Genomic DNA, 25304 nt, shown 5'->3' on the forward strand with positions numbered 1-25304 from the left:
AGTCACCTCTAGGCTGTCTCTAGGATTGGCTTAGCTGTTCCATCAACTGCTTCTTTTGTGATACGAACAGTTTTCACATTTTCTTGACTTGGAACTTCAAACATAACATCTAGCATGGTTTCTTCGATGATTGATCGAAGACCACGCGCACCAGTCTTACGTTCAATAGCTTTGTTAGCAATCTCTTGGAGAGCATCATCGTCAAATTCAAGCTCTACATCGTCATATGAAAGCAAGGTCTGGTATTGTTTAACCAAGGCATTTCTTGGCTCTTTCAAAATGCGAACCAAGTCATCTACTGTCAACTGCTCCAAGGCTGCAAAGACAGGCAAGCGTCCAATTAATTCAGGAATAATACCGAATTTCTGAATATCTTCTGCAATGATTTCTTGCATGTATGAACTCTTTTCATCAATGGCCTTGTTATTTTGTCCGAAACCGATAACTTTTTCACCAAGACGCTGTTTGACAATTTCTTCGATTCCATCAAAGGCACCACCCACAATGAAGAGGATATTCTTGGTATCTACTTGAATCATTTCTTGTTGTGGATGTTTGCGTCCACCTTGAGGAGGTACGCTAGCTACAGTTCCTTCGATAATCTTGAGGAGGGCTTGTTGCACACCTTCACCAGATACATCACGCGTGATAGACACGTTCTCGCTCTTCTTAGCAATCTTGTCGATTTCGTCGACGTAGATAATGCCACGCTCTGCTCGTTCGATGTTAAAGTCAGCTGCTTGCAAGAGTTTGAGGAGGATATTTTCAACGTCCTCACCCACATAACCAGCTTCAGTAAGAGCTGTTGCATCAGCAATGGCAAATGGTACATTCAAACTTCTAGCCAGAGTCTGAGCAAGGAAAGTCTTCCCTGAACCAGTTGGGCCAATCATTAGAATGTTTGACTTTTGCAAATCAACATCTTCAGTCTCTTCACGAGTGTCATGGAAATTGATGCGTTTGTAGTGGTTATATACAGCCACTGCCAAAGCACGTTTAGCACGATCTTGACCGATCACATAGTGGTTCAAAATGTTTAGGAGTTCGATTGGTTTTGGTACCTCAGACAAGTCCGCCAAAACTTCCTCAGCCAACTCCTCACGAATAATTTCCTGAGCCAACTCCACACATTCATTACAGATAAAGGCATTATTCCCAGCAATTATTTTTTTAACTTCTTCTTGGCTTTTGCCACAAAATGAGCAATAAACCATCATATCATTTTTCCTATTTGTAGACATGATTCCCTTCCGTTCTAACTATTCATTCTATCTAAAATAAGGTCATATAAAAAGCATGAATGCTATTCACCAAGTTTGTAAAAGCATTAAGCCAAAGCAGAGTAGCAAGTCCAAAGCGCTTTTTACGAAAAGCGTGTGTTCCAGCTACAAAACAGACAGCACACAAAAGAGCTGTAAAAAATCCAAAAATACTACGCTCCATTAGACTTCCTTTCTCTTTCTATATTCGATGGTAAAATCATAGACATTTTTCTCATCTTTGGAATAAGATTTACTTGCAACAGTCTCAAAAGCAGTCAAGTCAAAATCTTCTGGGAAATAGGTATCCCCTTCAACTTGAGCATGAATTTGTGTCACAATAATCTCATCGAGATAAGGTTCAAAAAGCTGAAAAATCTGCTTGCCACCAAGGATATAGAGATTCTTAGCCTGATGATGATACCAGTCTAAAACATCCTCGACATTTTGGAAAACCAGTGCTCCTTCAATTGACTCTTCGGGATTGCGCGTCAAAATCAAGGTTTCACGTCCTGGAAGCAATCGTCGCCCAATCCCATCAAAGGTTACACGACCCATTAAAATGGCATGATTCAAGGTTGTTTCTTTAAAATGCTTTAACTCTGCAGGCAAATGCCATGGTAAGCGATCCTCTTTCCCGATCACACCCTTTTCATCTTGAGCCCAGATGGCTACGATTTTTTTTGTCATGCTTTCATCCTTTTCATTGATAGTTCTATTTTATCAAAAATCTTCAAAAAAGACTGTTTTGAAACGCGCGCAAAAGAGAGAAAAGGAGCAGGCATCATCTAGCCTGCTCCTCTCGTCCCTAGGACATATATTTTTTTGCTTCTGATTCAATTTTTTCGACCACTTCTTGGATACTTAGTCCAGTTGTGTCGAGGTAAACTGCATCCTCAGCCTGTTTGAGAGGCGAGGTTTCACGATGACTATCTTTGTAGTCACGTGCCGCAATTTCCTCTTTCAACGTTTCAAGGTCTGTTTCAATCCCTTTAGCAATATTTTCCTTGTAACGACGCTCTGCTCTTTCTTCAACAGAAGCCACTAGGAAAATCTTGAGTTCAGCTTGTGGTAAAACAACTGTCCCGATATCACGCCCATCCATGACGATACCACCTTGTTGAGCAATCTCTTGCTGGAGCGAAACCAGTTTCTCACGCACTTCAGGAATGGCAGCGATGCTTGAAACTTTGTTGGTCACTTCATTTTCACGAATCGGATGCGTAATATCAACATCTCCTACAAAAACAAGTTGCTCACCTGTTTCTGAACGACCAAAACTAATGGGGTGTTGGTTAAGAAGCTCAAGAAGTTGGTCTACATTTCCTGCATCCAACTGGTGCTTAAGCGCTATATAAGTCGCAGCACGATACATAGCACCTGTATCGAGATAAGTGTAACCAAAATCTTTAGCGACAATCTTTGCGACCGTACTCTTACCACTCGAAGCTGGACCATCGATAGCAATTTGAATTGTCTTCATGACCGACTCCTATCTTGTCTTAATCACATCACCTGGGTTGGCAAACCAAGATCCAGATGACATATGAGAAGGATTTAGGGCTTCTAGCTGGGCAATGGAAATTCCTGCACGCTGAGCAAGAGCTGCTTCTCCCTCTCCAGGCTGTACTGTAAGTGTTCCTTCACCTTCTGCATGTTCTTGCGAACTGCTCTCTGAAGGTGTTGATTCAGAAGAAGCTGTTTCCTCTACCTTGCTACTTGAAGATGATGATGCTTCCACTTTAGAACTTGCACTTGTAGAAGGAGACGATGCATCATAGAAGTCCTTCAAAGATGAAGTACGATTGCTTCCTCCGGTTGATAGGTAAATCAATACAACTACCATTGCTACAACAATTACAAAGAAGAGGCTAGCTAGAACCGTCAAGACACGATTCGCAACAACGCCTTTCCCTTTTTGTTTCCGGTGTCGACGCTCTGATCTTGTTTCTTCCTCATTGTTTTCGTAAATATCTTCTTGCCACGGTTCTTTTTCCATACCTTACTCCTTGTTTTTTTTACATTTTCTTATTACAATATAAATATGAAAGTCACACTTATACCCGAACGGTGCATCGCCTGCGGGCTTTGCCAAACCTATTCTGAACTCTTTGATTACCATGATAATGGAATCGTTCGATTTTACGATGATCCAGTTGAATTGCAAAGAGAAATCGCTGAGACCAGCGATGTTCTGGAGGCCATCAAAAATTGTCCTACACGTGCACTTCTAAAAGATCCATCGTAGGAAGCAGGGAATAAATATAATTGATTTTTTCTCATTTTTCCCACACCTACTAGTTTAGCATATTTCTAGGTAAAATTATAGTCTTTTTTGGTTATTTTTTCCTTCAATAATAGAAAGATCACTTTTTTCTTTGACGAGATAGAGTGGTCTTTTTTTGGTCTCTAGATAAATCTTACTGATATACTTGCCGAGAATCCCAATCGTCAGGAGTTGAATCCCTCCAAGAAAGAGAATGACAGCCATCAAAGACGTCCAACCAGATGTCGGATTTCCCAAGATAAGAGTCCGAAACACTACAAAAAATGTCATCACAAACGAAAGAAAACAAGATAGAAGTCCCGCTACAAAGGCTATACTCAAGGGGAAATCTGAAAAGTTAAGAATCCCTTCAATCGAGTAGAAAAAGAGTTGTCTAAAACTCCAACTGGTCTTGCCAGCCTGTCGTTCAACGTTTGGATAATCAAGATAGTGCGTTTTAAAACCCACCCAGGCAAAGAGTCCCTTAGAAAAACGATTGGACTCGGTCAGGGTCAAAATAGCATCTACCACAGACCTTCTCATCATGCGAAAATCACGGACACCTGAGGGTAGAGCCACTGGGCTAATTTTTTTCATGAGGCGGTAAAAGAGGTCCGCACAGAAACTACGGAAAAAGGGTTCTCCCTCCCGACTAGTTCTCCGTGTCCCAACACAGTCTATGTCTGCATTTTGGTCTAGTAAGGCTTTCATCTCAAGTAGCATACTAGGAGGATCCTGAAGGTCTGCATCCATCACGACCACCAGGTCTCCAGTTGCATGCTGCAAGCCTGCGTATAAGGCTGCCTCTTTCCCAAAATTTCGTGAGAATGAGACATAACGGACCGCAGGATTTTGCTCCCGATAGGCCTTCAAAAGCTCTAAGGTCCCATCGTTTGAGCCGTCGTCTACAAAGACATATTCGACTTCTGCTCCCAAGTCAGGAAGCAGAGCTTCCACAGACTGATAAAAAAGAGGAAGTACTTCCTCTTCGTTTAGACATGGGACAATGATTGAAATCATCATCTTAGTCTTCAAATCCATTTGGATGCTTGCTTTGCCAACGCCATGCGTCTTCACACATTTGGGTGATGTCGAGTTCTGCTTCCCATCCGAGCTCTGCTTTGGCTTTTGCTGGGTCTGAGTAGCAGGCAGCTATATCACCTGGGCGGCGTTCTACGATGCGGTAAGGAATAGGACGTCCCACTGCTTTTTCCATATTTTGGATAATTTCAAGAACGGAGTAACCTTTACCAGTTCCAAGGTTATAAATGTTAAGACCTGAACCTTTTTGGAGTTTTTTCAAAGCTGCAACGTGACCTTTGGCTAGGTCTACGACATGGATATAGTCACGAACCCCAGTTCCATCTTCTGTATCGTAATCATCTCCAAAAACTTGCACTTGTTCTAGTTTGCCCACTGCTACTTGTGAAACATAAGGCAAGAGATTGTTTGGAATTCCATTAGGATTTTCTCCCAAGTCTCCACTTTCATGCGCTCCGATTGGATTAAAGTAACGAAGCAAGACCACATTCCATTCTGAGTCTGCCTTGTAGATATCGGTCAAAATCTCCTCTAGCATGAGCTTAGTACGGCCATACGGATTGGTCACTGAAAGTGGGAAATCTTCTAAGATTGGAACAGTGTGAGGATCTCCGTAAACTGTCGCCGAAGAACTGAAGATGATGTTCTTACAGTTATTTTCTTCCATAGCTTTCAAAAGGCTAACAGTTCCTGCGATATTGTTGTCATAGTAGGCAAGAGGAATACGGGTTGATTCGCCAACAGCCTTCAAACCCGCAAAGTGAATCACACCAGTCGGTTCTTCCTGCTTGAAAATATCTCTGAGAGTATCAGTATCACGGATATCTGCCTCATAAAAAGGAATCTCAACTCCTGTGATTCTTTCAACAACTTCTAAACTTTTACGGTTGCTATTGACAAGATTATCCACCACAACGACTTGATGACCTGCTTGGATCAACTCAATAACAGTGTGGGTTCCGATAAATCCAGCACCACCAGTTACCAAAATCTTTTCTTGCATCTTTTTTCCTCGATTCTCGGATTATTTTTTCTTATTTTATCATTTTTGATAGGGAATGTCATTTGACATCCTAAACTGCCTGCTAAAATTTCAGTAAAATGCTTATACTCTTCGAAAATCAAATTCAAACCACGTCAGCGTCGCCTTACCGTACTCAAGTACAGCCTTCGGCTAGCTTCCTAGTTTGTTCTTTGATTTTCATTGAGTATTATTCGCTTTTTACTCGTTTGACATAGTTTGCAATGGGATAATTTTCAGGGTCCAAGGTCAACTCCTTGTCTTGGACCAGTTGAGCTAAGTGGTAACCGATGATAGGACCCGTTGTGAGACCTGATGAACCTAGACCACTAGCCGCATAGACACCTGCCAATCCTGGCACTTGTCCAAAAAATGGGGAGAAATCACTGGTGTAGGCACGGATTCCCACACGCTCACCTGATGATTTCGCTTCTTCCAAGGCTGGATAGTGGGGTAAGGCTGCCTCCTCCATTTGTTGGAGCAAGGTTTCATCTACCGTCAAGTCATATCCCATATCATTTTCATGGGTAGCACCCAAGGACAATTTCTCACCTGCAAAAGGGATCAAATCCCACTCCCCTTCTGGCATGACAACAGGGTATGATTCCATGTCTTGGGCAAGCTGATAATCTCGGAGTTGCCCCTTTTGGGGACGAACATCTACCTCATATCCTAAAGGTTCCAAAATGTCCCCCAACCAAGCTCCCGTCGCTAGAATAAGCTGATCAAACACCTCTTCGCCAATCTGATAGCCAGTTGCTAAAGGTGTCAGACTCACTTTTTCTTTGACCAGCTTGACTTGACTGGCTTCTAGCAAACGAGTCACTAAGAGTTGGCCATCCACCCGTGCCCCACCAGAAGCATAGAGCAGGCTGTCAAATCCCTGCAAACCAGGGAATAATTCATTTGCAGATGCTTGGTCTAAAATGGCTAATTGACCTATCAAGGGAGATTCTTCCCTACGCTGGAGTGCTAGTTCATAGAGTTCTTCTAACTTGGATTCATCCTTTTTCAGGAGAAAGACGCCTGAGCGTTGGTAAAAGTCGATTTCCTGACCAGACTTTTCTATATCAGCCAACAAATCCACATAAAAGTCAGCCCCCAAGCGCGCCATCTTATACCAGGCTTTATTGCGACGTTTGGAAAACCAAGGACTGATAATTCCCGCTGCAGCCTTGGTTGCTTGCCCCTGTCCATGGTCAAAAATGGTCACCTCTAGGTCGCTTTCTTTCGCGAGGTAGTAGGCAGCTGTCGCCCCCACAATCCCTGCTCCGATAATGGCAACTTTTTTCATTGTCTTCACTTTCTAACTAGATATGGTGGAAAGGATTGGTTGATGCTTGACTAGGCAAAATATCAATAGACCAGCCCTTCTCTGCCTTCCATTGAGTAAGGTGTGCAGCGATTTTTTCGACAAAAAGGATTTCGATATAGTGGCCCGGGTCCAGCGCCAACAAACCATCAGACAGCATGTCTTGGGCAGTATGGTAATAGATATCCCCAGTGATATAAACATCTGCTCCCTTAGCTAAAGCATCCTTATAGAAAGATTGACCACTACCGCCACAGATAGCCACTCTTGAAATAGACTTCTGCAAATCATTCTCTTGATAATGCACCAATCGAAGACTATCTAGACCAAAGACTTGCTTAACATGCTTGGCCAATTCCCCAAATGTCTGAGGCTGAATATTCCCAATACGACCAATCCCACGTCCTGGACCTGTCTCCTGCAGATAGGTCGTTTCCTCAATACCTAGCATCTGGCAGAACCAGTCATTGAGACCATTTTCAACAATGTCAATATTGGTATGGCTGACATAAACTGCGATGTCATGCTTGATAAGGTCGATGTAAATCTGATTTTGTGGACGGCTGGCTACCAAATCCTTAATCGGACGAAAGATTGGCGCGTGCTTGACGATAATCAAATCCACACCCTTTTCAATGGCTTCAGCCACCGTCTCTTCACGAATGTCGAGAGCAACCATAACCCTTTGGATCTCCTTGTCCAAAGTGCCGATTTGCAGGCCACGACTATCACCCTCCATTGAAAATTCCTGAGGGCAAAAGCCTTCATACGCGTTAATCACTTCACTTGCTAGCATGGAGCACCTCCTTGATGGCTTGAATCTTATGAGCTAGAACTTGACGTTCTTCTCGATTTTTCTCTGGGATTTGGTCAAGAGCAAACTCTAGCTTAGCTGCTTCTTTTTGCCATTTTTGGACAAAGACTGGACTGACTTCTTTGGACAAGAAGGGACCAAAGCGAACATCACTGGCTGATAGCTTCATTTGTCCCGCTTCCACCACTAGAATTTCATAAAACTTGCCAGCCTCTTCTAGGATGCTTTCTGCTACAATCTGAAATACGTGCTCTTGTAACCAGATGCGCAAGTCGTCTTCACGATTATTGGGTTGGAGGATTAAACGTTCTACACTCGCAAGCTTATCCAATCCTTCTTCCAATATGGTCGCAATCAAACGGCCACCCATACCAGCAATGGTGATAACCGAGACTTGGTCAGCCTCTTCAAATGCCGCTAAGCCATTGGCTAAACGGACTTGGATTTTCTCCTTTAAGCCGTGAGCCTCAACATTTTTCACCGCAGACTGGTAGGGTCCTTCCACCACTTCCCCTGCAATGGCGCTTTTGATTTGGCCTCTCTCAACTAACTCGATGGGCAGATAAGCATGGTCACTTCCCACATCTAGTAAAATAGCTCCCTGCGGTACAAAGGACGCCACCAATTCTAATCTCTTTGAAATCATCTTCTCTCACTTTCCAAAACTCTATTACCTCTTATTATACCATATTTCAGCTAGCAATCTTGCACCTAAAAAGACCGCAATCCACAGATTGCGGTCTTTCTTTATTTTCTAACTTGGTAGCGACTGGTTAGAATGAAAATCACAGTAAAGACAGCCATCATGACAAGATAAACAGGCAACGTTTGTCCTGTCAAGGTTGAAATTTCAAGCAACTTTTGAATCATTGGGAAAAGAGCTGTGGCTAGGAAGCCTCCTACTGACCAGACAATCAAGAGGACACGCCAGAGGGTGAATGGTATGCAGGCTCTAAATACGGATAAGAAACCGATAGAACCAAGGAGATAATAGAGTAGGGTTGAGATTTCTAACTCAGACCAACCTTGACTCGCTCCAAATAGTTTCACAAAGAGAACGCTGAACACGACCATGAGTGCGCTTGGTAGGGCGCGAAGCATGGATCTTCTGAGGAAGTTTGGTTCAACAGGCTTGATATTTCGCTCAAAAGTCAGAACGAATGGTGGGAACCCTTCGACAAATTGGTCGATCATGGTAATCTGGATCGGAATAAAAGGGAAAATCAAAATCCACTCAGACCGTCCTAATAAAACACTGGCAATACAGATGACTGCAAGCAAGAAGGAATAGATGGTCTTAATCAAGAAAATCGGTGCGATATGGGCAATATTATTGACTACACGACGACCTTCAAAGAGAATCTCAGGAACATCATTAAAGTCTGAGTTCAAGAGAACTAGATTGGCAATCTGACGAGTCGCCGGATCTCCTTCAGCCATAACGATAGAACAATCTGCTTCGCGGAGAGCTAGGATATCATTGACACCATCCCCTGTCATTGCCGTTGTATGCCCTGCTTTTTTCAGAGTTTGGATGATGAGTTTCTTTTGATGAGGAGAAACACGTCCGAAAATAGCTGTCTCTTCAGCCATGGCAACCAATTCCTCATCTGTGATTTTTGAGCAATCTACATAGCTGTGATAGTCTACAAAGCCAGCCTTCTGGGCAATGCTGGATACTGTAACGGGATTGTCGCCAGAGATAATTTTGAGTCCCACTTCCTGAGAACGGAGGTAGTCCAGCGTCTCAGCGGCTCCTTCTCGAATGGGGTCCAAGATCTCCAGCAAGGCCAGGGCCTGAATATCAGATGGTTTCTGTGGTTTGTGATAGTCTAGTTTTTCCTGACTGAGGGCTAAGACCAAGACACGTGACCCTCTCTCTAGGGCCTCTCTGGCTTCAGGGACTTCAGAGTCCAACAACATCTCAGGTGCCCCTAAAAAAACCGTCCCCAGACCTTCTAACTCCATAGCTCCCCACTTACGGTCGCTTGAGAAAGGAAGATTCGAAAGCATAGGATAGGAAACCTGACCTTGGAAACGCTGGCGAATGGCTTGGGCTGTTGGATTTTTATCCTCACTATGAGCGATATAGCTAGTCAAAATGCTGGCAATAGCTTCATCACCATACGTTTCCGTCAGAGGAAGAATCGCCTCCACCTGCATCTTTCCTTGGGTGATGGTGCCCGTCTTGTCCAGACAGAGCATATCCACGCGAGCCAAGGTCTCGACAGAGTACATCTCCTGCACCAAGACCTTTTTCAAGCCCAGCTTGATCACCGCAGTCAAGAGCGAAGTGATGGTCAAGAGGGCGATTCCCTTGGGCAACATACCCAAAAGTGCTGTTGAAGTATTCACTACAGAAGACTTAAGAGGCAAACCTTTTAACATCAAGGCTTCTAACAAGAGAGCTAGACCAAAGGGAATGATAATCTTTCCAGTAAAACCAGCTAGCTTGTCTAGCGATTTCATGATACGGGAGTTAATTGGTTTCACTGTCTTAGCTTCCAGCATGAGTTTGGAAGCATAGTTTTCTGCCCCGACATGGTGAACTTGAGCCAAAACTGCGCCACTGGCTAGGAAACTCCCTGATAAAAGCAAGGCATCCACTTCTTTTTGCACCAAATCACTCTCACCCGTCAACATGGCTTCATTGACTTCCGCAAATCCTTCCAGAACCAGTGCATCACTGGGGATTTGCTCTCCAGCAGACAAACGAATGACATCTCCTAGAACCAACTCTTCTGGATCGAGAGCGACTTCTTGACCATCACGGATGGTTTTGACCTTTTCCTTGGTCATGAGATTGAGCTTGTCCACCATGTGTTTGGCCCGTAGCTCAGTCACAATCCCAGAAAAAGCGTTAAAGCAAATAACGGCAAAGAAAACCAGATTGCTCCAAGCCTGCACAAAGACCAGCGCTAGGGCAATAACAAAGTTTAATGCGTTAAAAAGTGTAAAAACATTTCGTTTGATGATTTGCCAAGTACTGGTACTGGCTGAAGCGGTAAAGTCATTGACCAAACCTTGAGCCTGTCTTTCCTTGACTTCTCTTTGGGTTAATCCCATAATCTTATTTTTATCCATAAATTCTATCATATCATTTTTTTAAAAAGAATTCTAATCCCATCTAAAACTGTTGGCTGATAACTGAAAAAGTTTGCCAGTAGTCTTTTGATAAGGTATAATAATAAAAGCAATACAATCGAAGGAGATCTCATGTTTTATACTTATTTACGTGGACTAGTCATGCTGATCTTGTGGTCCATCAATGGCAATGCCCACTATCACAATACTGATAAAATCCCTAGCCGAGACGAAAACTATATCCTCGTCGCACCTCACCGTACTTGGTGGGATCCTGTTTATATGGCCTTTGCGACCAAGCCAAAACAGTTCATCTTTATGGCCAAAAAAGAGCTGTTTAACAACCGCATCTTTGGCTGGTGGATCCGTATGTGTGGCGCCTTTCCTATTGACCGGGAAAAACCTAACGCCTCTGCCATCAAGTACCCTATTAACGTCCTCAAAAAAAGCGACCGCTCTCTCATCATGTTTCCAAGTGGGAGCCGTCACTCAAATGATGTCAAGGGTGGAGTAGCCTTGATTGCTAAAATGGCTAAGGTTCGTATCATGCCGGTTACCTACACAGGTCCTATGACCTTGAAAGGCTTGATAAGCCGTGAACGTGTGGATATGAACTTTGGAAATCCTATCGATATCTCAGACATCAAGAAAATGAATGATGAAGGGATTGAAATGGTTGCAGACCGTATCCAAGCAGAATTCCAACGTTTGGACGAAGAAACCAAGCAATGGCACAATGATAAAAAACCAAATCCACTCTGGTGGTTTGTCCGAATCCCAGCCCTCATACTTGCTGTGGTTGTTGGTATCCTAACGATTATCTTTACCTTTATTGCAAGCTTCATCTGGAATCCAGATAAGAAGAGAGAGGCTCTTGGTTAAAAAATACAATTATCCCTTGGCTTTTGCCAAGGGATAATTCTTTTATTCGATTTTCCATTTTTGGGACAACCAGTTGGAAAAGGCTAGAAATCGCTCAGCAACTTGCTCATGATGCCCATAAGGATCAAAGACAAATTGACCAGTTGGATAGCGTTGCTGAAGGCTGGTATGGATCTGCTCAGCATAGGCTGGAGCTTGAGCCAAGCGATTGGTATGATGGGCTCCTTCTGTTTGACCATTCTGTAAATACAGCAAACAGTCCAAATTTTTCACCCTTTCATCCTTGCAATAAGTCGTAAAATCAGGATACCAAAAGGAACCACAGATAGAGAAGACACAGGAGACCTTGTCAAAGCTGAAAAGACTGTATACTGCCACCAAACCACCTAGTGAGTATCCTCCATAAGCAAGGCGATTTTTGTCCAGACGATAAAGTGACTGCAACTTGTCTAAAAGACCTCCAAATAAATGACTATGATAGGTATTTGCCTGACCGCCAAAATCTGGAGCCCCATCTCTCAGAGCAGCTGCCTTCCATGGAGTGTAATCGTCTAGGCGATTTTTAGAGGTCAAGCCCACTAAAATCACAGATTCAGAAAGGGAAGATAGAAAATCCAAGTTTCCATCATTCAAGAGAATAGCTGGATAGGTTTGATTGGGGTCATAGGTCGAAGGAAGACTGACCTTGACTTGGATCCCTTCCCAATCAAACTCATTATTTATTGATAAAGTCATTGATTTTCTCAAGGGAATCAATCACTGCTGGACCATAGTCCATCAACTCATCGTAAGAAATGGTCATGATTTTTTGATTCTTAATTGCAGGAACGTTTTCCAAAACTTCATTTGCCTTCATCAACTCTACTGCGTTGGCATCCAATTTTTTATTGCGATCGCTGGTTACATAGATAATCAACTCCGGATCCATTGACACAAGATTTTCCAAGGTCAAGCCTGATGTTCCTGTTGCAACGTTGGTATAACCAAGTTGGTTCAACAAGCTCTCTTGCAAAGCAGACTTGTAAGCGCCGAAGGTTTCGTCGTTATAAGCAACCATAATCAAAGCCTTTTTCTTTTCACCTTGGCTTGCTGGGTTTGCTTTCTTAACAGCGTCAATTTTAGCTTGTAATTGGGTTGCGTATTCATTAGCCTTGTCCTGAACATTGAAAATCATTCCAAGATTTTTAACGTCTTCTACAATATTTCCCAAATCTTGCTGAATCGTTGAGAGAGAAGCTTTTTGCGTATAGACTGGGATTTTGTTTTCATTCCAAGTGCTAACTGTTCCCAAGGATTTTTCAGAAAACATCATGTTTCGACCCATCACCGCATCTGGCTCATAAGAAAGGACTGTCTCTTGAGAGACTGTTTTTTTATCCCCAATTTGAGGAATCGTCGCGATCGCGTCCTTGTATTTGTCCGTCACAGCATTGTCAGGGTTGAGCATGCCAGCAATTTTATCCTTCAAGCCTAGCTCCAATAAAATTTCAGTAGTTGAAAGATTATTGGTGATAACTTTTTCAGGTGCCTTGTCAAAGACTTGTTCGACTTCATTTCCCTTAGCATCATATGTCTTGACCGTGAGTGGATAAGTCGTCTCTGTGCTAGCCTTTTGACTTGTTTCTGTGCTAGACTGTGTGGTAGCTTTTTCTGTAGTAGTGTTACCACAAGCTGCCATGGTTAGGGTAGCTACTGTTACGAGTAAAATGCTTAGTGTTTTTTTCATCTTGTTTTCCTTTTCATTTTTATAAATAGTGAATCATAGCTTGCTGATCCTCGGTCCAAGTAACCTGACTTTGAACTCCATATACAGTTTGCAATGACTCAGGGGTGATGGTCTCCTTTGGAGTACCTTGGTAAAGGATTTCCCCCTCCTTCATCAGATAGAGATAATCCGAATAGCGACAAGCAAGTTGAATATCATGCAGGACAGCTAGAACATTGATCTTGAGATCCTTGACAATGGCCAACAAGTCTAGCTGATACTTGATATCTAGATGATTGGTTGGTTCGTCCAGGAGCAAGAGAGTCGGTTCTTGCGCCAAGGCGCGTGCTAATAAGACTCGCTGTTTCTCCCCACCTGAAAGAGACGAATAGAGACGAGTTTTCTTCTCAAGCATATCCACCTTGACGAGAGCATCTTGAACGAGGGCATAATCCCTTTCCTTTTCTTTCTGTAAAAAAGAGAGGTGAGGCGTTCTTCCCAGCAAGACGATTTCCTCAACTGTACAATCAAACTGCAATTGATTGAACTGGGTGACGACCGCCATTTGCTTAGCTGTTTCTTTGAGTGACCAATGCTCCAGCGGCTTTCCATCTAGGCTTATCAAGCCTTTGTCCGCCTTTTCCTGACGATAGAGGAGTTTAAGCAGGCTGGTTTTTCCACTTCCATTTGGCCCTAGTATCGTGTGAAATTGATACCCCTCAACCTTAAGAGAAACTCCTTTGAGGATTTTTTTCTCTCCTAGTCCAAAGTGGACATCCTGACAAATCAAGTCCATATCAGGCCCTCACCTCCCTTCGCCTACCTCCAACAATGTAGATAAAGAAGGGAGCACCTACTAAGGCTGTGAAAATACCAATTGGAAGCTCAGCATTTGGAATAATGACACGAGAAAGTACATCTGCCCAGACGACAAAGAGGGCACCCAGTAAGGTCGCAACGGGAAAAAGTCTCCTGTAATTCGTTCCTACTAACCCTCGAGCTAAGTGAGGAGTAATGAGACCAACAAATCCAATAATCCCACAGGTTGCCACTAAGACTGCTGTCAGCACAGCCACCATGGTCACATAAAGATACCAATAGAAGCGTAAGGGAATTCCCAAAGTTAAAGCAGCCTCATCTCCCATCATCATCGCATTAAAAACACGATACTGGGTAGAGAAAAATAGAAGGGCCAATCCTACTACTATAGTTGGCAGGACTAAGTCAGACCAAGTAGTTCCAGCAAGCGAACCCATGGTCCAAAACTTAATGGTCATCACACTGTCTGCATTAGCGCCAACAGAGATGATAAAGTTGGAAAAAGCCAGAAAGAGAGCATTGACCACCGTTCCTGATAAGATCAGACTAGAAGTCGTCATCCTTCCCTGCATAGAGGCAATGATGAGGACAGCAATTGTTGCCAAAATAGCTCCAAGAAAAGCTCCAAGGCTAATCACCACTTTTAAACCAAGAATAATGCTCAAGGTTGCACCCAAAGTCGCACCCGCAGAGATTCCTAAGACATAGGGCTCAGCAATGGGATTGTTCACTGTGGACTGCATCACACTGCCACACATGGAAAGACCAGCCCCTACTATCAGACCGAGTAATACTCGGGGGAATCTCATATTCCATACAATGGCAAGAGTGGACTTAGAAACCTCTCCTATCTCAAGCGGAAACCCCAACCTACTCAAAATAATCCGATAGGTATCTCCTAGAGCAATCGCAACGGATCCCATTGAAACTGCTAGAAAGAGGGAAATCCCTAAAGTAGCTAGCAAAATACCTAAAAGTAACACAAATTGCAGGTCCCGTCGGCTTCCAGAAAATTTGGAAAGCATGAAAACCTCCTTAAACAAAATTAAAAATTTAGAAAATTCTCATGAAAAGTATACCATATTTCTATTAGATGAACAAGGATGTAAATATATATAGAAAAAGCCATCTGAAGTCAGAGAGCTGATTTGAGCTCGGGCTAAAACGTTTATAGACTAGGCGACAAGCCGAAGATTGTACTATAAAACTAGTGAAAATAAAAAATCTCCCCGAAGGGAGATGATTTGGTTTATTTTACCTTACAGTGCTAGAAACCGTAACCGAAGATAATACTTTAGTATATCGAGGTAGGGTGACAAAAGTAAAAAAGCTCTCTGAATATCAGAGAGCTCAAGTCTTGCTGGATAAAACGTTTATAGACTAGGCGACGAGGCGAAGATTGTACTAATGGTACATCGAGCTGAAGCCAACGAAGTATAGAAACGTTTTAGACGCAAGATTAGCGACGAAGTCCAAGAGAGTTGATTAACTCACGGTAACGGTTAACGTCGTTTTTACGCAAGTATGCAAGCAAGTTACGACGGCGACCGATTTTCTTCATCAATCCACGGTAAGTAGCGTGGTCTTTTTTGTGTTGTTTGATGTGTTCGTTAAGGTGGTTGATTTCCCAAGTAAGGACAGCAACTTGAACCTCTACTGAACCTGTATCACCTTCGTGACGTGCATATTGTGCGATGATTTCATTTTTTTTCTCTTTTGAGATTGCCATGATGTTTCTCCTTTTTATTTGGCTTCATCCGAGTGACAGGTTGGCATGCCTGTAACCAAGAAGAAGTTATTTGTCTTTACGACAATTCTTATTCTACCAAGAAGCAGAGACTTTGTCAACTGATTTACTGTTTAAAACCTTGAATTACTCTACTGATTTCAGGGCTTCAAGCATATCCACCTTTCTCAAGTGGTGATTGACAAAGAGACCTAGTAAAGTCAAAATCACCGTCACTGCGACGATTGGAAGCGCATAGACTTCCCAGCTGACCTGAGGATAAAAGAGTATGGTGGCAGGTGAAATCATTTGTATCAAAAATTGATGTAAATAGTAGCCTGCTACCAAACCGAGAACAATCCCCACAAGGGATAGCACTATGGTCTCGCGGTAGATATAGAGGGTCACTTCTTTATTGTGGAAACCGAGAACCTTGATAGTGGAAAGTTCGCGGATACGTTCTTCCACATTGATATTGGTGAGATTGTAAAGAATGACAATGGCTAGTAAGACGGAAACAAGGACAAGGATTGCCATGGTTTTATTGAGAGAATTGGCTACAGATTCAAAGAGATGGATAGCCGTTGCATTTTGGACGACCCCAGAAACAGCAGCTTTTCCCATGAAAGTAGCCGCTTCTTTCTCCGTATTGGAAGGTGTTGGGTCTTTTAATTTTACTAGGTAGGTATTGTCTTGCGGACTGGTTCCATAGACTTGTTCGTAAGTCGCACGGTTTAGATAAACAAAGTGTCCAACATAGTTTTCAGAAATAGCCGCAACCTTGATTTCCTTCCCGTCAAGCTCCAGCTTGTCTCCAACCGTAACACTTGCTAATTGGGCTAATTTTTGACTCACGACCGCTCCATTAGTGACCTGCAACTCTCGCCCATTTTCCTCTAATGTGATAAAGGGATTGAAGTCTTCTCCACTAGTAACCATCATGGTGATGGTTTGAAGTCCTGCTTTTCCTTTGAAATCTTTTTCAATGGATTTAGAGTAAATCTTTTGATAAGCGTGGATCGATTCAGCTTGCAAGGCACTTTCCAGATCTGCTTTTTCTTGCTCCGTTGCACTGCTCTTTTCTGCTACAATCATCTGGTATTGCTGGATTTGTTCAAATTGGCGTTCGGAAACTCCTCCCACAGATGACTGAATACCAAGACCAGCAAATAAGAGAGCAACTGAACCTACAACTCCAAAAATGGTCATCAGCATCCGTTGCTTATAACGAAAGATATTTCTTGCCGTAACCTTATGAGTAAAACTCAAACGACTCCAAATAAAGCTCAGTCGTTCCAGCAAAATCTTTGATCCCTTAACGGGAGGTTTGGGAAGTAAGAGTTGGGCTGCTTCATCGTGCAACTCCCTTCGCGCCACCAGATAAGCCGGCAAAACACTAGATACCCAACTCAAGGCTAGGGCAAGGATACTATAAGACCAATAGAAATACTCGTGACTTTTTCCAACAACCATCCCAGCTGTTATAACATCTGAAATCACCCCTGCAAGAAGATAATGTCCAAGAAGTGTTCCTATAATGGTTCCCACAGTTCCTGCAAGAAAACCATAGAGGACAAACTTGGCAACAATATCTCGGTTGCGGTAACCCAAGGCCTTGAAAATACCTGCATTGGTGCGTTCTTCATCTACAAAGCGAGTCATCGTTGTAAAGGTCACCATTGCAGCGACCATATATAGCACCACTGGGAAGATATTTCCGACTGAACGAATGCTTGATGATGCATTGCTGTACATGAGGTAGCCTTGACCACCTGGCATGGTTTGGCGATTGTATACGTGGTATTTCGGCTCTGCCAGTTCATCAAGCTCTTTCTGACGCTGTTCAAGCTTCTCTTTTTCCTTAGTTAGATCACTCTCTGTCTGAGCCAGTTTTTCTTTTTTTGTCGCCAGTTCTTCCTTAGCTTTTGTCAGCTGTCCCTCGATTTGACTCTTTTGCGGTTCTGGTAAAGCGGTCGCTTGTTCTTCTTGCGTTTTCAAGCGACTTTCGGCCTGCTCTAACTGACTCTTGCCATTTTCAAGGTTGCTTTCAGCAGTTTGGAGCTGTTCTTTGCCCTCTTCCAAGCTCTTTTGCCCATTTGATTTGATACTTGCCAATCTTTTTTGACCATTATCAGCAAGTAAGTCTTGCAACTCTTCCTGATGTTGGGCTCGTTTGGTCTTATAGTCTGATGAAAAAGTATCCAGATTTTTTAAATCGTCATAGCGCACACGCGCAATACTATAAACATCTGAGTCAAACTGACTGGGTAAAATTACTCCATAGCCAGTCAGGTTGCCATTTCCACTACTAGCACTTCCTAAATCTTCTTTAGAAAGAATCTCACCCGACTCAACAAATCCAGTAATTGTAAAAGTTTGGGATTTTACGATGGACTTTTCTTCTTTCTTAGTAAAGGTAATGGTCTGCCCAATCTGATAGCGGTCTTTCCAGAAGTCGGCTAGGGCAATTTCCTCATTTGTCTCTGGCAGTCGCCCTTCTGTCACTTGGAAGGTTGAAATGCTCTCTGGTTTGGAATAAAGTCGAACTGCTTCCTCACCATTTTCAACGGTTAGGTCTACCATATAGCCAAACTCAACACTTGCTCCTTGAAGGGTCTTTAGTTCGTCTTGGTCTTCTTTGTCCAAGCCATAATCAGCTATTACGGCCAGATCCAGGGTATTGGCTTTACGGAGATAATCCCCTGCCGTGCGTTCCATGTTTGGACTGGCTACTTTAAGACCTACTAGGGCTAAAGAACCCAGCATCATCAAGGTCAAGATAGAAACAAAGCGTCCCTTTGAAGTCGTCACTGACTGAAATAGGTCTTTTCGATATGTTTTTTTCATGCTAATACTCCAATGTATCGATATCCTGCGGATGCTCATTGATCGTCATGCTCTTAACTGTAGCATCGCGCATATGAATCACGCGATCTGCAATAGGAGCTAGCGCACCATTGTGGGTCACGATAATCACCGTCGCTCCTTTTCGACGAGACATGTCTTGGAGAATCTTCAAGACTTGCTTCCCCGTCTGGTAATCCAAGGCACCAGTCGGTTCATCACAGAGGAGAATTTTAGGATTTTTGGCTACAGCGCGTGCAATGGAGACTCGCTGTTGCTCCCCTCCAGAAAGCTGGGCTGGAAAATTATTGAGGCGATGAGCCAAACCTACATCTGTCAAGACCTGCTCAGGTTCTAAGGCATCTGTCACGATTTCTGAAGCCAGTTCCACATTTTCCTTGGCTGTCAGATTGGAAACTAGATTATAAAACTGAAAAACAAAACCTACATCTTCACGACGATAGTTTGTTCTCTGGTGCGAACTATAGTTGGCAATATTGGCACCATCGATCCAAATCTCCCCCTCATCATTGGTATCCATACCTCCTAGGAGATTGAGAACGGTTGATTTTCCAGCACCTGAAGCACCAAGGATAATAACCAGCTCCCCCTTTTCAATTTCAAAATTCACATCATGATTAGCCACAATCTCCGTATCCCCAACCTGATAACGCTTGTAGCTGTGTTTCATTTCAATATAAGCCATATCGTTTATCTCCTTTTCAAAGCTCGTTTCCTTAAATCAACAAGGTGTTGATTCTAAATCACAAATATTATATAATGGGCTAAGTCAAAAAGCAATAATCAAAAATCAACAAAGTGTTGATTTAAGAAAAAGGAAGAGAAATGGTTCAGAAACGAAAAACTACTACTAAGGAAGACATCAAGGAAGCTTTGATTCAGTTGCTATCAGAGGAGAAATTTGAAAATATATCAATTAGTAAACTCTGTAAACGCGCAGGGATTAATAGGGGAACTTTCTATCTACACTATGAAGACAAATATCAAATGATTGACAGTTTTAAAAGTGAAATTATTTCCCAGCTCTACATTTTTTTAGAAAAAGAAAGAGAATCGCCTAGAAAGTTTATGTTAGCCAACTTCTATATATTACGTTCGAACGAACGCCTTATTAACGCCTTGTCCCAAAGTCATTACATAGACTTTCGTGGTGCAATTCGTGAATTTCTAAGTAGCATTATTCTAACTGAAAATCAAAAAGAAAAGACTCGTCATTTCTTATCTGAAAACTTCCAAATTCCTCACAAATACGCTTTGGAAATCTTCTTATCAAGTATTGAAGGAATTATTTCTCTTTGGATTGCTGGGGGAGCTCAAGAAGAACCGGAAGAAATCACGGATATAATCTTATCAACCTATAACTACGAACACTGGAGCTACGAATCAAAAGAAGATTAATTCATACAACTTACTATTTCATAAGCTATATCCTCTCATTTTATACTTTTTCAATTAGCTAAATTGCCTTTTTTTAAACTTAGATACAAAAAAGCCTAGGAATTCCTAGGCTTTCTGTTTATAGATTATTTTCCAAGGTAGTATTCAGAAACTACATTCAATTTTTCGTCGAATTCGAATACCAATGGTGGGAAGTTAGGGATTTCCACGTCCATGATTTCGTCGTCTGACAAGCGTTTGATGTGTTTTACAAGGGCACGGATTGAGTTACCGTGAGCTCCTACGAATACGTTTTTACCATCTTTAAGTGCTGGAGCGATTTTGTCTTCCCAGAATGGAAGGGCACGTTCCAAAGTCACTTTCAAGTTTTCAGCATCTGGGATAACTGAGTCGTCAAGTGAAGCGTAACGACGGTCAGTGTGTGCTGAATGCTCATCATCACGATCCATGTTTGGAGGCAATACATCGTATGAACGACGCCAGATGTGAACTTGCTCATCACCAAATTGTTCCGCAGCTTCAGCTTTGTTTTTACCAGTCAAACCACCGTAGTGACGTTCGTTCAAACGCCATGATTTTTCAACTGGAACCCACAATTGGTCAGAAGCTTCAAGAGCCAAGTTTGTTGTTTTGATTGCACGTTTCAATACTGAAGTGTAAGCTTGGTCAAATTCGATACCAGCTTCTTTGATCAATTTACCAGCGTCAATCGCTTGTTGTGTACCTTTTTCAGACAAATCAACATCAGCCCAACCAGTGAAAAGGTTAGCTTTGTTCCATTCAGACTCACCGTGGCGAGCAAAAACCAATTTTACCATTAGATGGATTCTCCTTTTATTTTTCGAGGTTTCCCTCGTTTATCTATTCTATTTTACACAATTTTTCACAAAAAAGCTAGTTAAAATCAACTAAAAAGAGAGAACGGTGTCCTCTCATCTAGATATTATTAATTCGCGATATTCAATCAAGAAACGATTGCAATTATTTGTTATTTAAAGCATCAATTAAACGATCAGTATTCTTAGTTACATTAGTATCATTGTAACGATTATGAATTAGACCTTCAATTGTTTCTTTGCAATTTTCAAGATTAGCTTTTTCAAATACTACCACACTGACAACATGTGTTCCACCAGAAGCAAGATGCAAAACTAGTAGAGTTTGAAAAGCACTTAGCACTGTTAATACACCATAAGCCGCTAATATCAATCCCCCAATAAATGAATTTTGCATCATTGAAAGGCCAATAAGAGCGAAAATTATACCCAAGCAAATGTTTTGAAATCAAGACGAAATGAACTATCTACACTTGCAACATGATCAACAGGAATTGTTTTATTTTGAGAACCCAGTGGAATAACTTTTAAAATAGTAGGGTTAGAAGTTTTTATAAAGACTCCCTCTAAAGTAATGGAAGCTTTTAAATAGAATGTTAAATACGATGTAATGAAAGATTGTTTCATAATATTCTCTTTTTATTTTTTCAAGTTGTATTACATCATGTTTTCTTATAAAAAAGCATTTTGCTAACATATTCTTTTGCCAGATAATTCTTTAAATAAAAAAACAACCCTCAAACGGATTGTTTCACTAGACTATCAGACAAGGCCACGGACTTCTTTCAAAAATTTAGAAAAAGAAACAGCGCCTTTAATGATTAGAAATCCTCCTATCCACTCGGTCGCTGAAAGAAAGCCCAGCACGCCACCAATGATAAATAAAATAGAAGGTAGCTTTCGAAGTTGTTGATCTTCTTCGAAATAGATTAACATAAAGGTCCCTAATGCAATCATCAAAATCTTAAAAAATGTCAGGAGCAAGGAAAAGGTTACCGTGACGACCAGCACCTTTGAAGGATCTTTATAGATGATGGCACCAGTATAGGATAGCAAAAATCGTAGGACAGGTCCCAAAAGCAAGGTTATGCCTGCCACCATGCCCAGTCTCCAATTGAGTCGAACCAATCTATCTCTCTCCATAAAAACCTCCTTCTCTCGTAGCTATCATTCTACCATATTTGCTCCAGAAACAAAAGACCTTCTCCGTCACAAACAAATCGCCTACCTGCTTTCAGACATCCGAACATAAAAAGAGAAGATCTGTCGATCCTCCCTTTTCATTTTCCAACCCTTATTTCTTAAAAATAGAGGTTCTGAAGTCGTTTGTTTGGTCAAGATAAGCTTTAAAGATTGCTCTCTTCAACTTATGAACGGCACTATCATACTCTGGATTATAGTTGCTCCAACGAGGACTTACAGCATCCTTGAGAACAGCTTGATCCATGAGGGCTTGCAATTCACTCACTTGATTGATGGTCTTGGTCCCATAGCTTGGCCATGGTTTTGTCGGATCTTTAAAGGTCACTTGTTTCAAGTTTTTAAACTGATCCACACGTTCTTTATACATGGCTTTCTTGAAATCTGCCCAAGATGCATACTTGCCTTCAAATACCTTGTCCAATACAAGTTTATCGGTCACCAATCCTCGTTCTTTACCATAGAGATTGATAGTTTTACCTTTTTGTTTGGCAATTTCTTCGTATTGGTTGGAGATATAAGGTACCATTCCATCCTTAAAGCCTTTGGCAGCCAAAAGTTCGTAAGCGATCCGACGTCCCATAAGGTCCCCTGGCGTGCCTTTCTCACTGCTGAGAGCTGAAAAGATTGGGGCAAAGAGTTTAATGGTATAGTAGCCATTTCGTTCATAGTCGCCAGATTGGTACTCACGAGCTGATAAGATGTTGTGGTCAATCAAACTATCAAAACTATTCAGGTTTCGAGCCTCTGCTTCTGTCAATTCTTTGACTACGTTAGTGGCGTAAACCTCATTTCCATCTGCTGGATCTTTCACATACTTGTTCTCAATCTTTCTGAGAGCCGCCATTTTCTGGTAAACATTTAGTTTGTTAACGATTGATTGCCCTTCGAGATATTCCAGCATGTAGATAAGGTCAAACATATTGTGAACATAGTTCTGAAGATCTGTAGCGTTTTGGAATCTCTCTGTCGGATCCAAGACTTGCAGACGGGAGTCCTCTGTACTATCTGATTTTGAGTGTTTCAAGATGGAGTTAATGGTAATGGTTGCGTCACTTGGTTGGTCAGGGGCTTGCAATAAGCCTTTTGCAAAGAACTCTGGTCCCAAGCCACTTCTTCGACCATAGCCGCCAAGGTAAATATCCTGATCCGAATCATGGGTCATCTCATGGGTATATGTAATGGCTCCATCCTTGTCCAGCATACGGTAAGACATATAGTAGACGCCATCCCCTGTAGCGTAAGCTCCATGCTGGTTGTGTACTACCTTATTGCCAACTGGTCCAAAGAAGTTCTTCATGGCAGGATTGGAACTATCAAACTTAGCCTCCACTGTAGCTTTTCCAGATGTTGTGTCATCCCCAAACTTATAGGCATCATAAAGGAGAATCGTACGATAGAATTTTTCACGTGATTGTTCATCTAAAATGCGATACCAATAATCGTAGTGATCTCGCTGGCGTTTGGCTGTTTCACGCGCATTTTCTTCAACAAAGTCATTGAGAGCCTTGCCCGCTTTATGGTCACTATTTCGGTAGCGATCATAGGCTCCAAATCCTAGACTAGACATGGTCGAGATGACAAATACTGATTTCTCTGGCAAGGTTAGGAGAGGCAAAACCATATTGCGGTATTTCCATGTGGCACTCGTGATGCGATCATAAACACCGATAGAATACTTGGTGCCAGCAAGTCCTTGCTTCGCTTTCACCTCTTCGATAGTGGATTTTTCTTCGACAATGTAAGCCTTAGTCTCTGATTTAAACCAGTCATTGTTACTTGTATTTGGTAAAAAGACTTTTCGGTAATGTTCTAGAGTGCTAAATAAATCTGTCGTTCCATGATGGCTAGCTAGACTAATAGAATAAGTATCAACGTTGTTCTTAGCTAGAAGGTTGTTAAAGCCAGATTTACCCAACTCGATCAGAGTATCTAGTGGTGAAGCATTTCCCTTACCAAAGAAGTCCAGGTGGTACAAGACCAAGTCTTTAATATTCACCTGACCATAGCTGAAGTTGTACCAACGCTCCAGATATGTCAAACCAAGTAGCAAGGCTTCTTTGTTGCGCTTGATTTTATCTACAAGATAGCCTATGGTAACTGGGTTGTCACCAGCCAGTCCGGCATCTGCTGACAAGAGTTTCTTCAAACTGTCTTCCAGATGTTGTTTTGTTTTGGCGAACTGGTCTTCTAGATAGAGCTCAGTCTGCTTGACGTTTGGAGAAATACCAAGTGTCTTTCTAATTCCTTCTGAGTGGTAATCAACATTTTGTAAGTCAGGTAAGACTTGCTTGATGATAGAGCTTTGGTCATACAAGAATTGGTTTGGCGTATAGAGAAGACCCGTATTGCCTAGACTATATTCTGCTAATTTGGCAAAATCAGCCTGGTACTTGAGATCGATTTTCTCAGATGAATGGTCCTTGTAGTGAAGCAAGAGTTTGTTTGCAGTCTGTTTGTTTGAAACAATGTCTGTGATGACTTGGTTATCCTTCATCATAACTGCTGACAAGAGTTCTTTTTGATATAAGCTACTGCTTTCTTTTACTAGATTTCCATATTTGACGATGGTTGCCTTATTGTAGAAAGGTAACAATTTTTCAATGTTCTTATAAGCCAAAGCTCGCTTAGCTTGATAATGGGCCACCTTAGAAAAGTCACTGTCTTTTTTGCCACTTGTTGAGAGGGGCTCCACTGTTGGTAGAGTGAGAGGATTGATGGCTGCTTTCTTGCTTTCAATCTGGGAAGCATCTAGCATTGTTCCTCTTTCTTCAAAGGATTCCTTGCTGACGACCTCATCCTTGACTAAGGTGACATTGTAGACTCTGTTGGCCTTGCTGCTGAATGTGTCCTTCACCCTCATTCCATTATAGTGGTAACCGGTAATGGCATTTCCGTTGGTTACATTGACATCACTGAGAACATTGGTCAATCTTCCAGCATGCTGTTCCTCATTAGTTTTTCGATCCCACAAATAGCCTGCTACTCCCGCGACTCTACCAAAGTGCTTGGCATTGTTAATATCGCCTTCAGCATAGCTATCTTGGATTTGTGCTATCCTGATCTACTAGACCTG

Annotated in this window: 25 protein-coding genes and 1 pseudogene; 3 read left to right on the top strand and 23 right to left on the bottom strand. The window is 42.1% G+C overall.

Going from position 1 to position 25304, the window contains the following annotated elements:
- Window positions 1–8: 8 nt before the first annotated feature.
- The 5 genes from clpX to HMPREF0849_RS06890 all read right to left on the bottom strand — a co-directional run bounded on the left by clpX (window position 9) and on the right by HMPREF0849_RS06890 (window position 3258).
- Window positions 9–1241, bottom strand: a complete 1233-nt coding sequence (gene clpX, locus HMPREF0849_RS06870; RefSeq protein WP_009013674.1) for an ATP-dependent Clp protease ATP-binding subunit ClpX — start codon at window positions 1239–1241, stop codon at window positions 9–11.
- A gap of 31 nt (window positions 1242–1272) precedes the next feature.
- Entirely contained in the window at window positions 1273–1443 is a 171-nt protein-coding gene (locus HMPREF0849_RS06875) for a hypothetical protein (protein WP_000442253.1), read from the bottom strand.
- Window positions 1443–1949, bottom strand: coding sequence for a dihydrofolate reductase (locus tag HMPREF0849_RS06880; RefSeq protein ID WP_000162495.1), 507 nt, complete (start codon window positions 1947–1949; stop codon window positions 1443–1445). Before HMPREF0849_RS06880 ends, HMPREF0849_RS06875 begins: the two co-directional genes overlap by 1 nt.
- 118 nt (window positions 1950–2067) lie before the next feature.
- Window positions 2068–2742: a (d)CMP kinase gene (gene cmk, locus HMPREF0849_RS06885; RefSeq protein ID WP_000849406.1), complete on the bottom strand. Its 675-nt coding sequence runs from the start codon at window positions 2740–2742 to the stop codon at window positions 2068–2070.
- A gap of 9 nt (window positions 2743–2751) precedes the next feature.
- Window positions 2752–3258, bottom strand: coding sequence for an SAG1386/EF1546 family surface-associated protein (locus HMPREF0849_RS06890; protein WP_000410187.1), 507 nt, complete (start codon window positions 3256–3258; stop codon window positions 2752–2754).
- Between the two features lie 45 nt (window positions 3259–3303).
- Between HMPREF0849_RS06890 and HMPREF0849_RS10330 the strand changes: the two genes are divergently transcribed.
- Complete coding sequence (locus HMPREF0849_RS10330; protein WP_002874767.1) at window positions 3304–3507, top strand: ferredoxin; 204 nt, start codon at window positions 3304–3306, stop codon at window positions 3505–3507.
- Window positions 3508–3582: 75 nt separating this feature from the next.
- On the opposite strand, the gene HMPREF0849_RS06895 is transcribed toward HMPREF0849_RS10330, so the two are convergent.
- The 6 genes from HMPREF0849_RS06895 to HMPREF0849_RS06920 form a co-directional block, all read right to left on the bottom strand.
- Window positions 3583–4548 (bottom strand): glycosyltransferase family 2 protein, encoded by a 966-nt coding sequence (locus HMPREF0849_RS06895; RefSeq protein WP_033605403.1) that lies wholly within the window; start codon window positions 4546–4548, stop codon window positions 3583–3585.
- 1 nt (window position 4549) lies between these two features.
- Complete coding sequence (galE, locus tag HMPREF0849_RS06900) at window positions 4550–5569, bottom strand: UDP-glucose 4-epimerase GalE (RefSeq protein WP_001156532.1); 1020 nt, start codon at window positions 5567–5569, stop codon at window positions 4550–4552.
- Between the two features lie 208 nt (window positions 5570–5777).
- Window positions 5778–6881, bottom strand: a complete 1104-nt coding sequence (locus HMPREF0849_RS06905; RefSeq protein WP_000754620.1) for an NAD(P)/FAD-dependent oxidoreductase — start codon at window positions 6879–6881, stop codon at window positions 5778–5780.
- A gap of 16 nt (window positions 6882–6897) precedes the next feature.
- A complete protein-coding gene (locus HMPREF0849_RS06910; RefSeq protein WP_000881155.1) occupies window positions 6898–7695 on the bottom strand; it encodes a Nif3-like dinuclear metal center hexameric protein in 798 nt (265 codons plus the stop codon).
- Window positions 7682–8359, bottom strand: a complete 678-nt coding sequence (locus HMPREF0849_RS06915) for a tRNA (adenine(22)-N(1))-methyltransferase (RefSeq protein ID WP_000624070.1) — start codon at window positions 8357–8359, stop codon at window positions 7682–7684. Before HMPREF0849_RS06915 ends, HMPREF0849_RS06910 begins: the two co-directional genes overlap by 14 nt.
- Before the next feature lie 101 nt (window positions 8360–8460).
- A complete protein-coding gene (locus HMPREF0849_RS06920) occupies window positions 8461–10797 on the bottom strand; it encodes a cation-translocating P-type ATPase (RefSeq protein WP_009013679.1) in 2337 nt (778 codons plus the stop codon).
- Window positions 10798–10929: 132 nt separating this feature from the next.
- Between HMPREF0849_RS06920 and HMPREF0849_RS06925 the strand changes: the two genes are divergently transcribed.
- Complete coding sequence (locus HMPREF0849_RS06925) at window positions 10930–11679, top strand: lysophospholipid acyltransferase family protein (RefSeq protein WP_000500177.1); 750 nt, start codon at window positions 10930–10932, stop codon at window positions 11677–11679.
- Between the two features lie 42 nt (window positions 11680–11721).
- On the opposite strand, the gene HMPREF0849_RS06930 is transcribed toward HMPREF0849_RS06925, so the two are convergent.
- From HMPREF0849_RS06930 to HMPREF0849_RS06960, 7 genes are all read right to left on the bottom strand, one after another.
- Window positions 11722–12414 carry an alpha/beta hydrolase-fold protein gene (locus HMPREF0849_RS06930; protein ID WP_000175778.1) on the bottom strand — a complete coding sequence of 231 codons (693 nt, stop codon included), beginning with the start codon at window positions 12412–12414 and terminating at the stop codon, window positions 11722–11724.
- Window positions 12395–13405, bottom strand: a complete 1011-nt coding sequence (locus tag HMPREF0849_RS06935; RefSeq protein ID WP_000753256.1) for an ABC transporter substrate-binding protein — start codon at window positions 13403–13405, stop codon at window positions 12395–12397. The genes HMPREF0849_RS06930 and HMPREF0849_RS06935 overlap by 20 nt, the downstream gene beginning before the upstream one ends.
- A gap of 19 nt (window positions 13406–13424) precedes the next feature.
- Window positions 13425–14180, bottom strand: coding sequence for an ABC transporter ATP-binding protein (locus HMPREF0849_RS06940; RefSeq protein ID WP_000364129.1), 756 nt, complete (start codon window positions 14178–14180; stop codon window positions 13425–13427).
- Between the two features lies 1 nt (window position 14181).
- Entirely contained in the window at window positions 14182–15228 is a 1047-nt protein-coding gene (locus HMPREF0849_RS06945) for a FecCD family ABC transporter permease (protein WP_000949329.1), read from the bottom strand.
- 434 nt (window positions 15229–15662) lie between these two features.
- Window positions 15663–15932, bottom strand: coding sequence for a 30S ribosomal protein S15 (gene rpsO / locus HMPREF0849_RS06950; RefSeq protein ID WP_001018251.1), 270 nt, complete (start codon window positions 15930–15932; stop codon window positions 15663–15665).
- Window positions 15933–16076: 144 nt separating this feature from the next.
- Window positions 16077–18776, bottom strand: coding sequence for an FtsX-like permease family protein (locus HMPREF0849_RS06955; RefSeq protein ID WP_000754606.1), 2700 nt, complete (start codon window positions 18774–18776; stop codon window positions 16077–16079).
- A 1-nt stretch (window position 18777) separates the two neighbouring features.
- Window positions 18778–19479, bottom strand: a complete 702-nt coding sequence (locus HMPREF0849_RS06960) for an ABC transporter ATP-binding protein (protein ID WP_000323378.1) — start codon at window positions 19477–19479, stop codon at window positions 18778–18780.
- A gap of 140 nt (window positions 19480–19619) precedes the next feature.
- Between HMPREF0849_RS06960 and HMPREF0849_RS06965 the strand changes: the two genes are divergently transcribed.
- Window positions 19620–20192 carry a TetR/AcrR family transcriptional regulator gene (locus HMPREF0849_RS06965; protein WP_000250301.1) on the top strand — a complete coding sequence of 191 codons (573 nt, stop codon included), beginning with the start codon at window positions 19620–19622 and terminating at the stop codon, window positions 20190–20192.
- A 125-nt stretch (window positions 20193–20317) separates the two neighbouring features.
- Here the strand turns inward: HMPREF0849_RS06965 and HMPREF0849_RS06970 are convergent, their stop codons facing one another.
- From HMPREF0849_RS06970 to iga, 5 genes and pseudogenes are all read right to left on the bottom strand, one after another.
- Window positions 20318–21010: a phosphoglycerate mutase gene (locus HMPREF0849_RS06970; protein WP_000240130.1), complete on the bottom strand. Its 693-nt coding sequence runs from the start codon at window positions 21008–21010 to the stop codon at window positions 20318–20320.
- A gap of 163 nt (window positions 21011–21173) precedes the next feature.
- Window positions 21174–21428 carry a hypothetical protein gene (locus HMPREF0849_RS06975; protein ID WP_009013681.1) on the bottom strand — a complete coding sequence of 85 codons (255 nt, stop codon included), beginning with the start codon at window positions 21426–21428 and terminating at the stop codon, window positions 21174–21176.
- Between the two features lie 23 nt (window positions 21429–21451).
- Entirely contained in the window at window positions 21452–21655 is a 204-nt protein-coding gene (locus HMPREF0849_RS06980) for a hypothetical protein (RefSeq protein ID WP_008281298.1), read from the bottom strand.
- A gap of 135 nt (window positions 21656–21790) precedes the next feature.
- Entirely contained in the window at window positions 21791–22171 is a 381-nt protein-coding gene (locus HMPREF0849_RS06985; protein ID WP_000439021.1) for a hypothetical protein, read from the bottom strand.
- 151 nt (window positions 22172–22322) lie between these two features.
- Window positions 22323–24908, bottom strand: a pseudogene (iga, locus tag HMPREF0849_RS06990) (immunoglobulin A1 protease); the annotation flags it as partial.
- Between the last annotated feature and the right edge of the window lie 396 nt (window positions 24909–25304).

Source organism: Streptococcus sp. C300 (assembly GCF_000187645.1).
Taxonomy (GTDB): domain Bacteria; phylum Bacillota; class Bacilli; order Lactobacillales; family Streptococcaceae; genus Streptococcus; species Streptococcus oralis_CQ.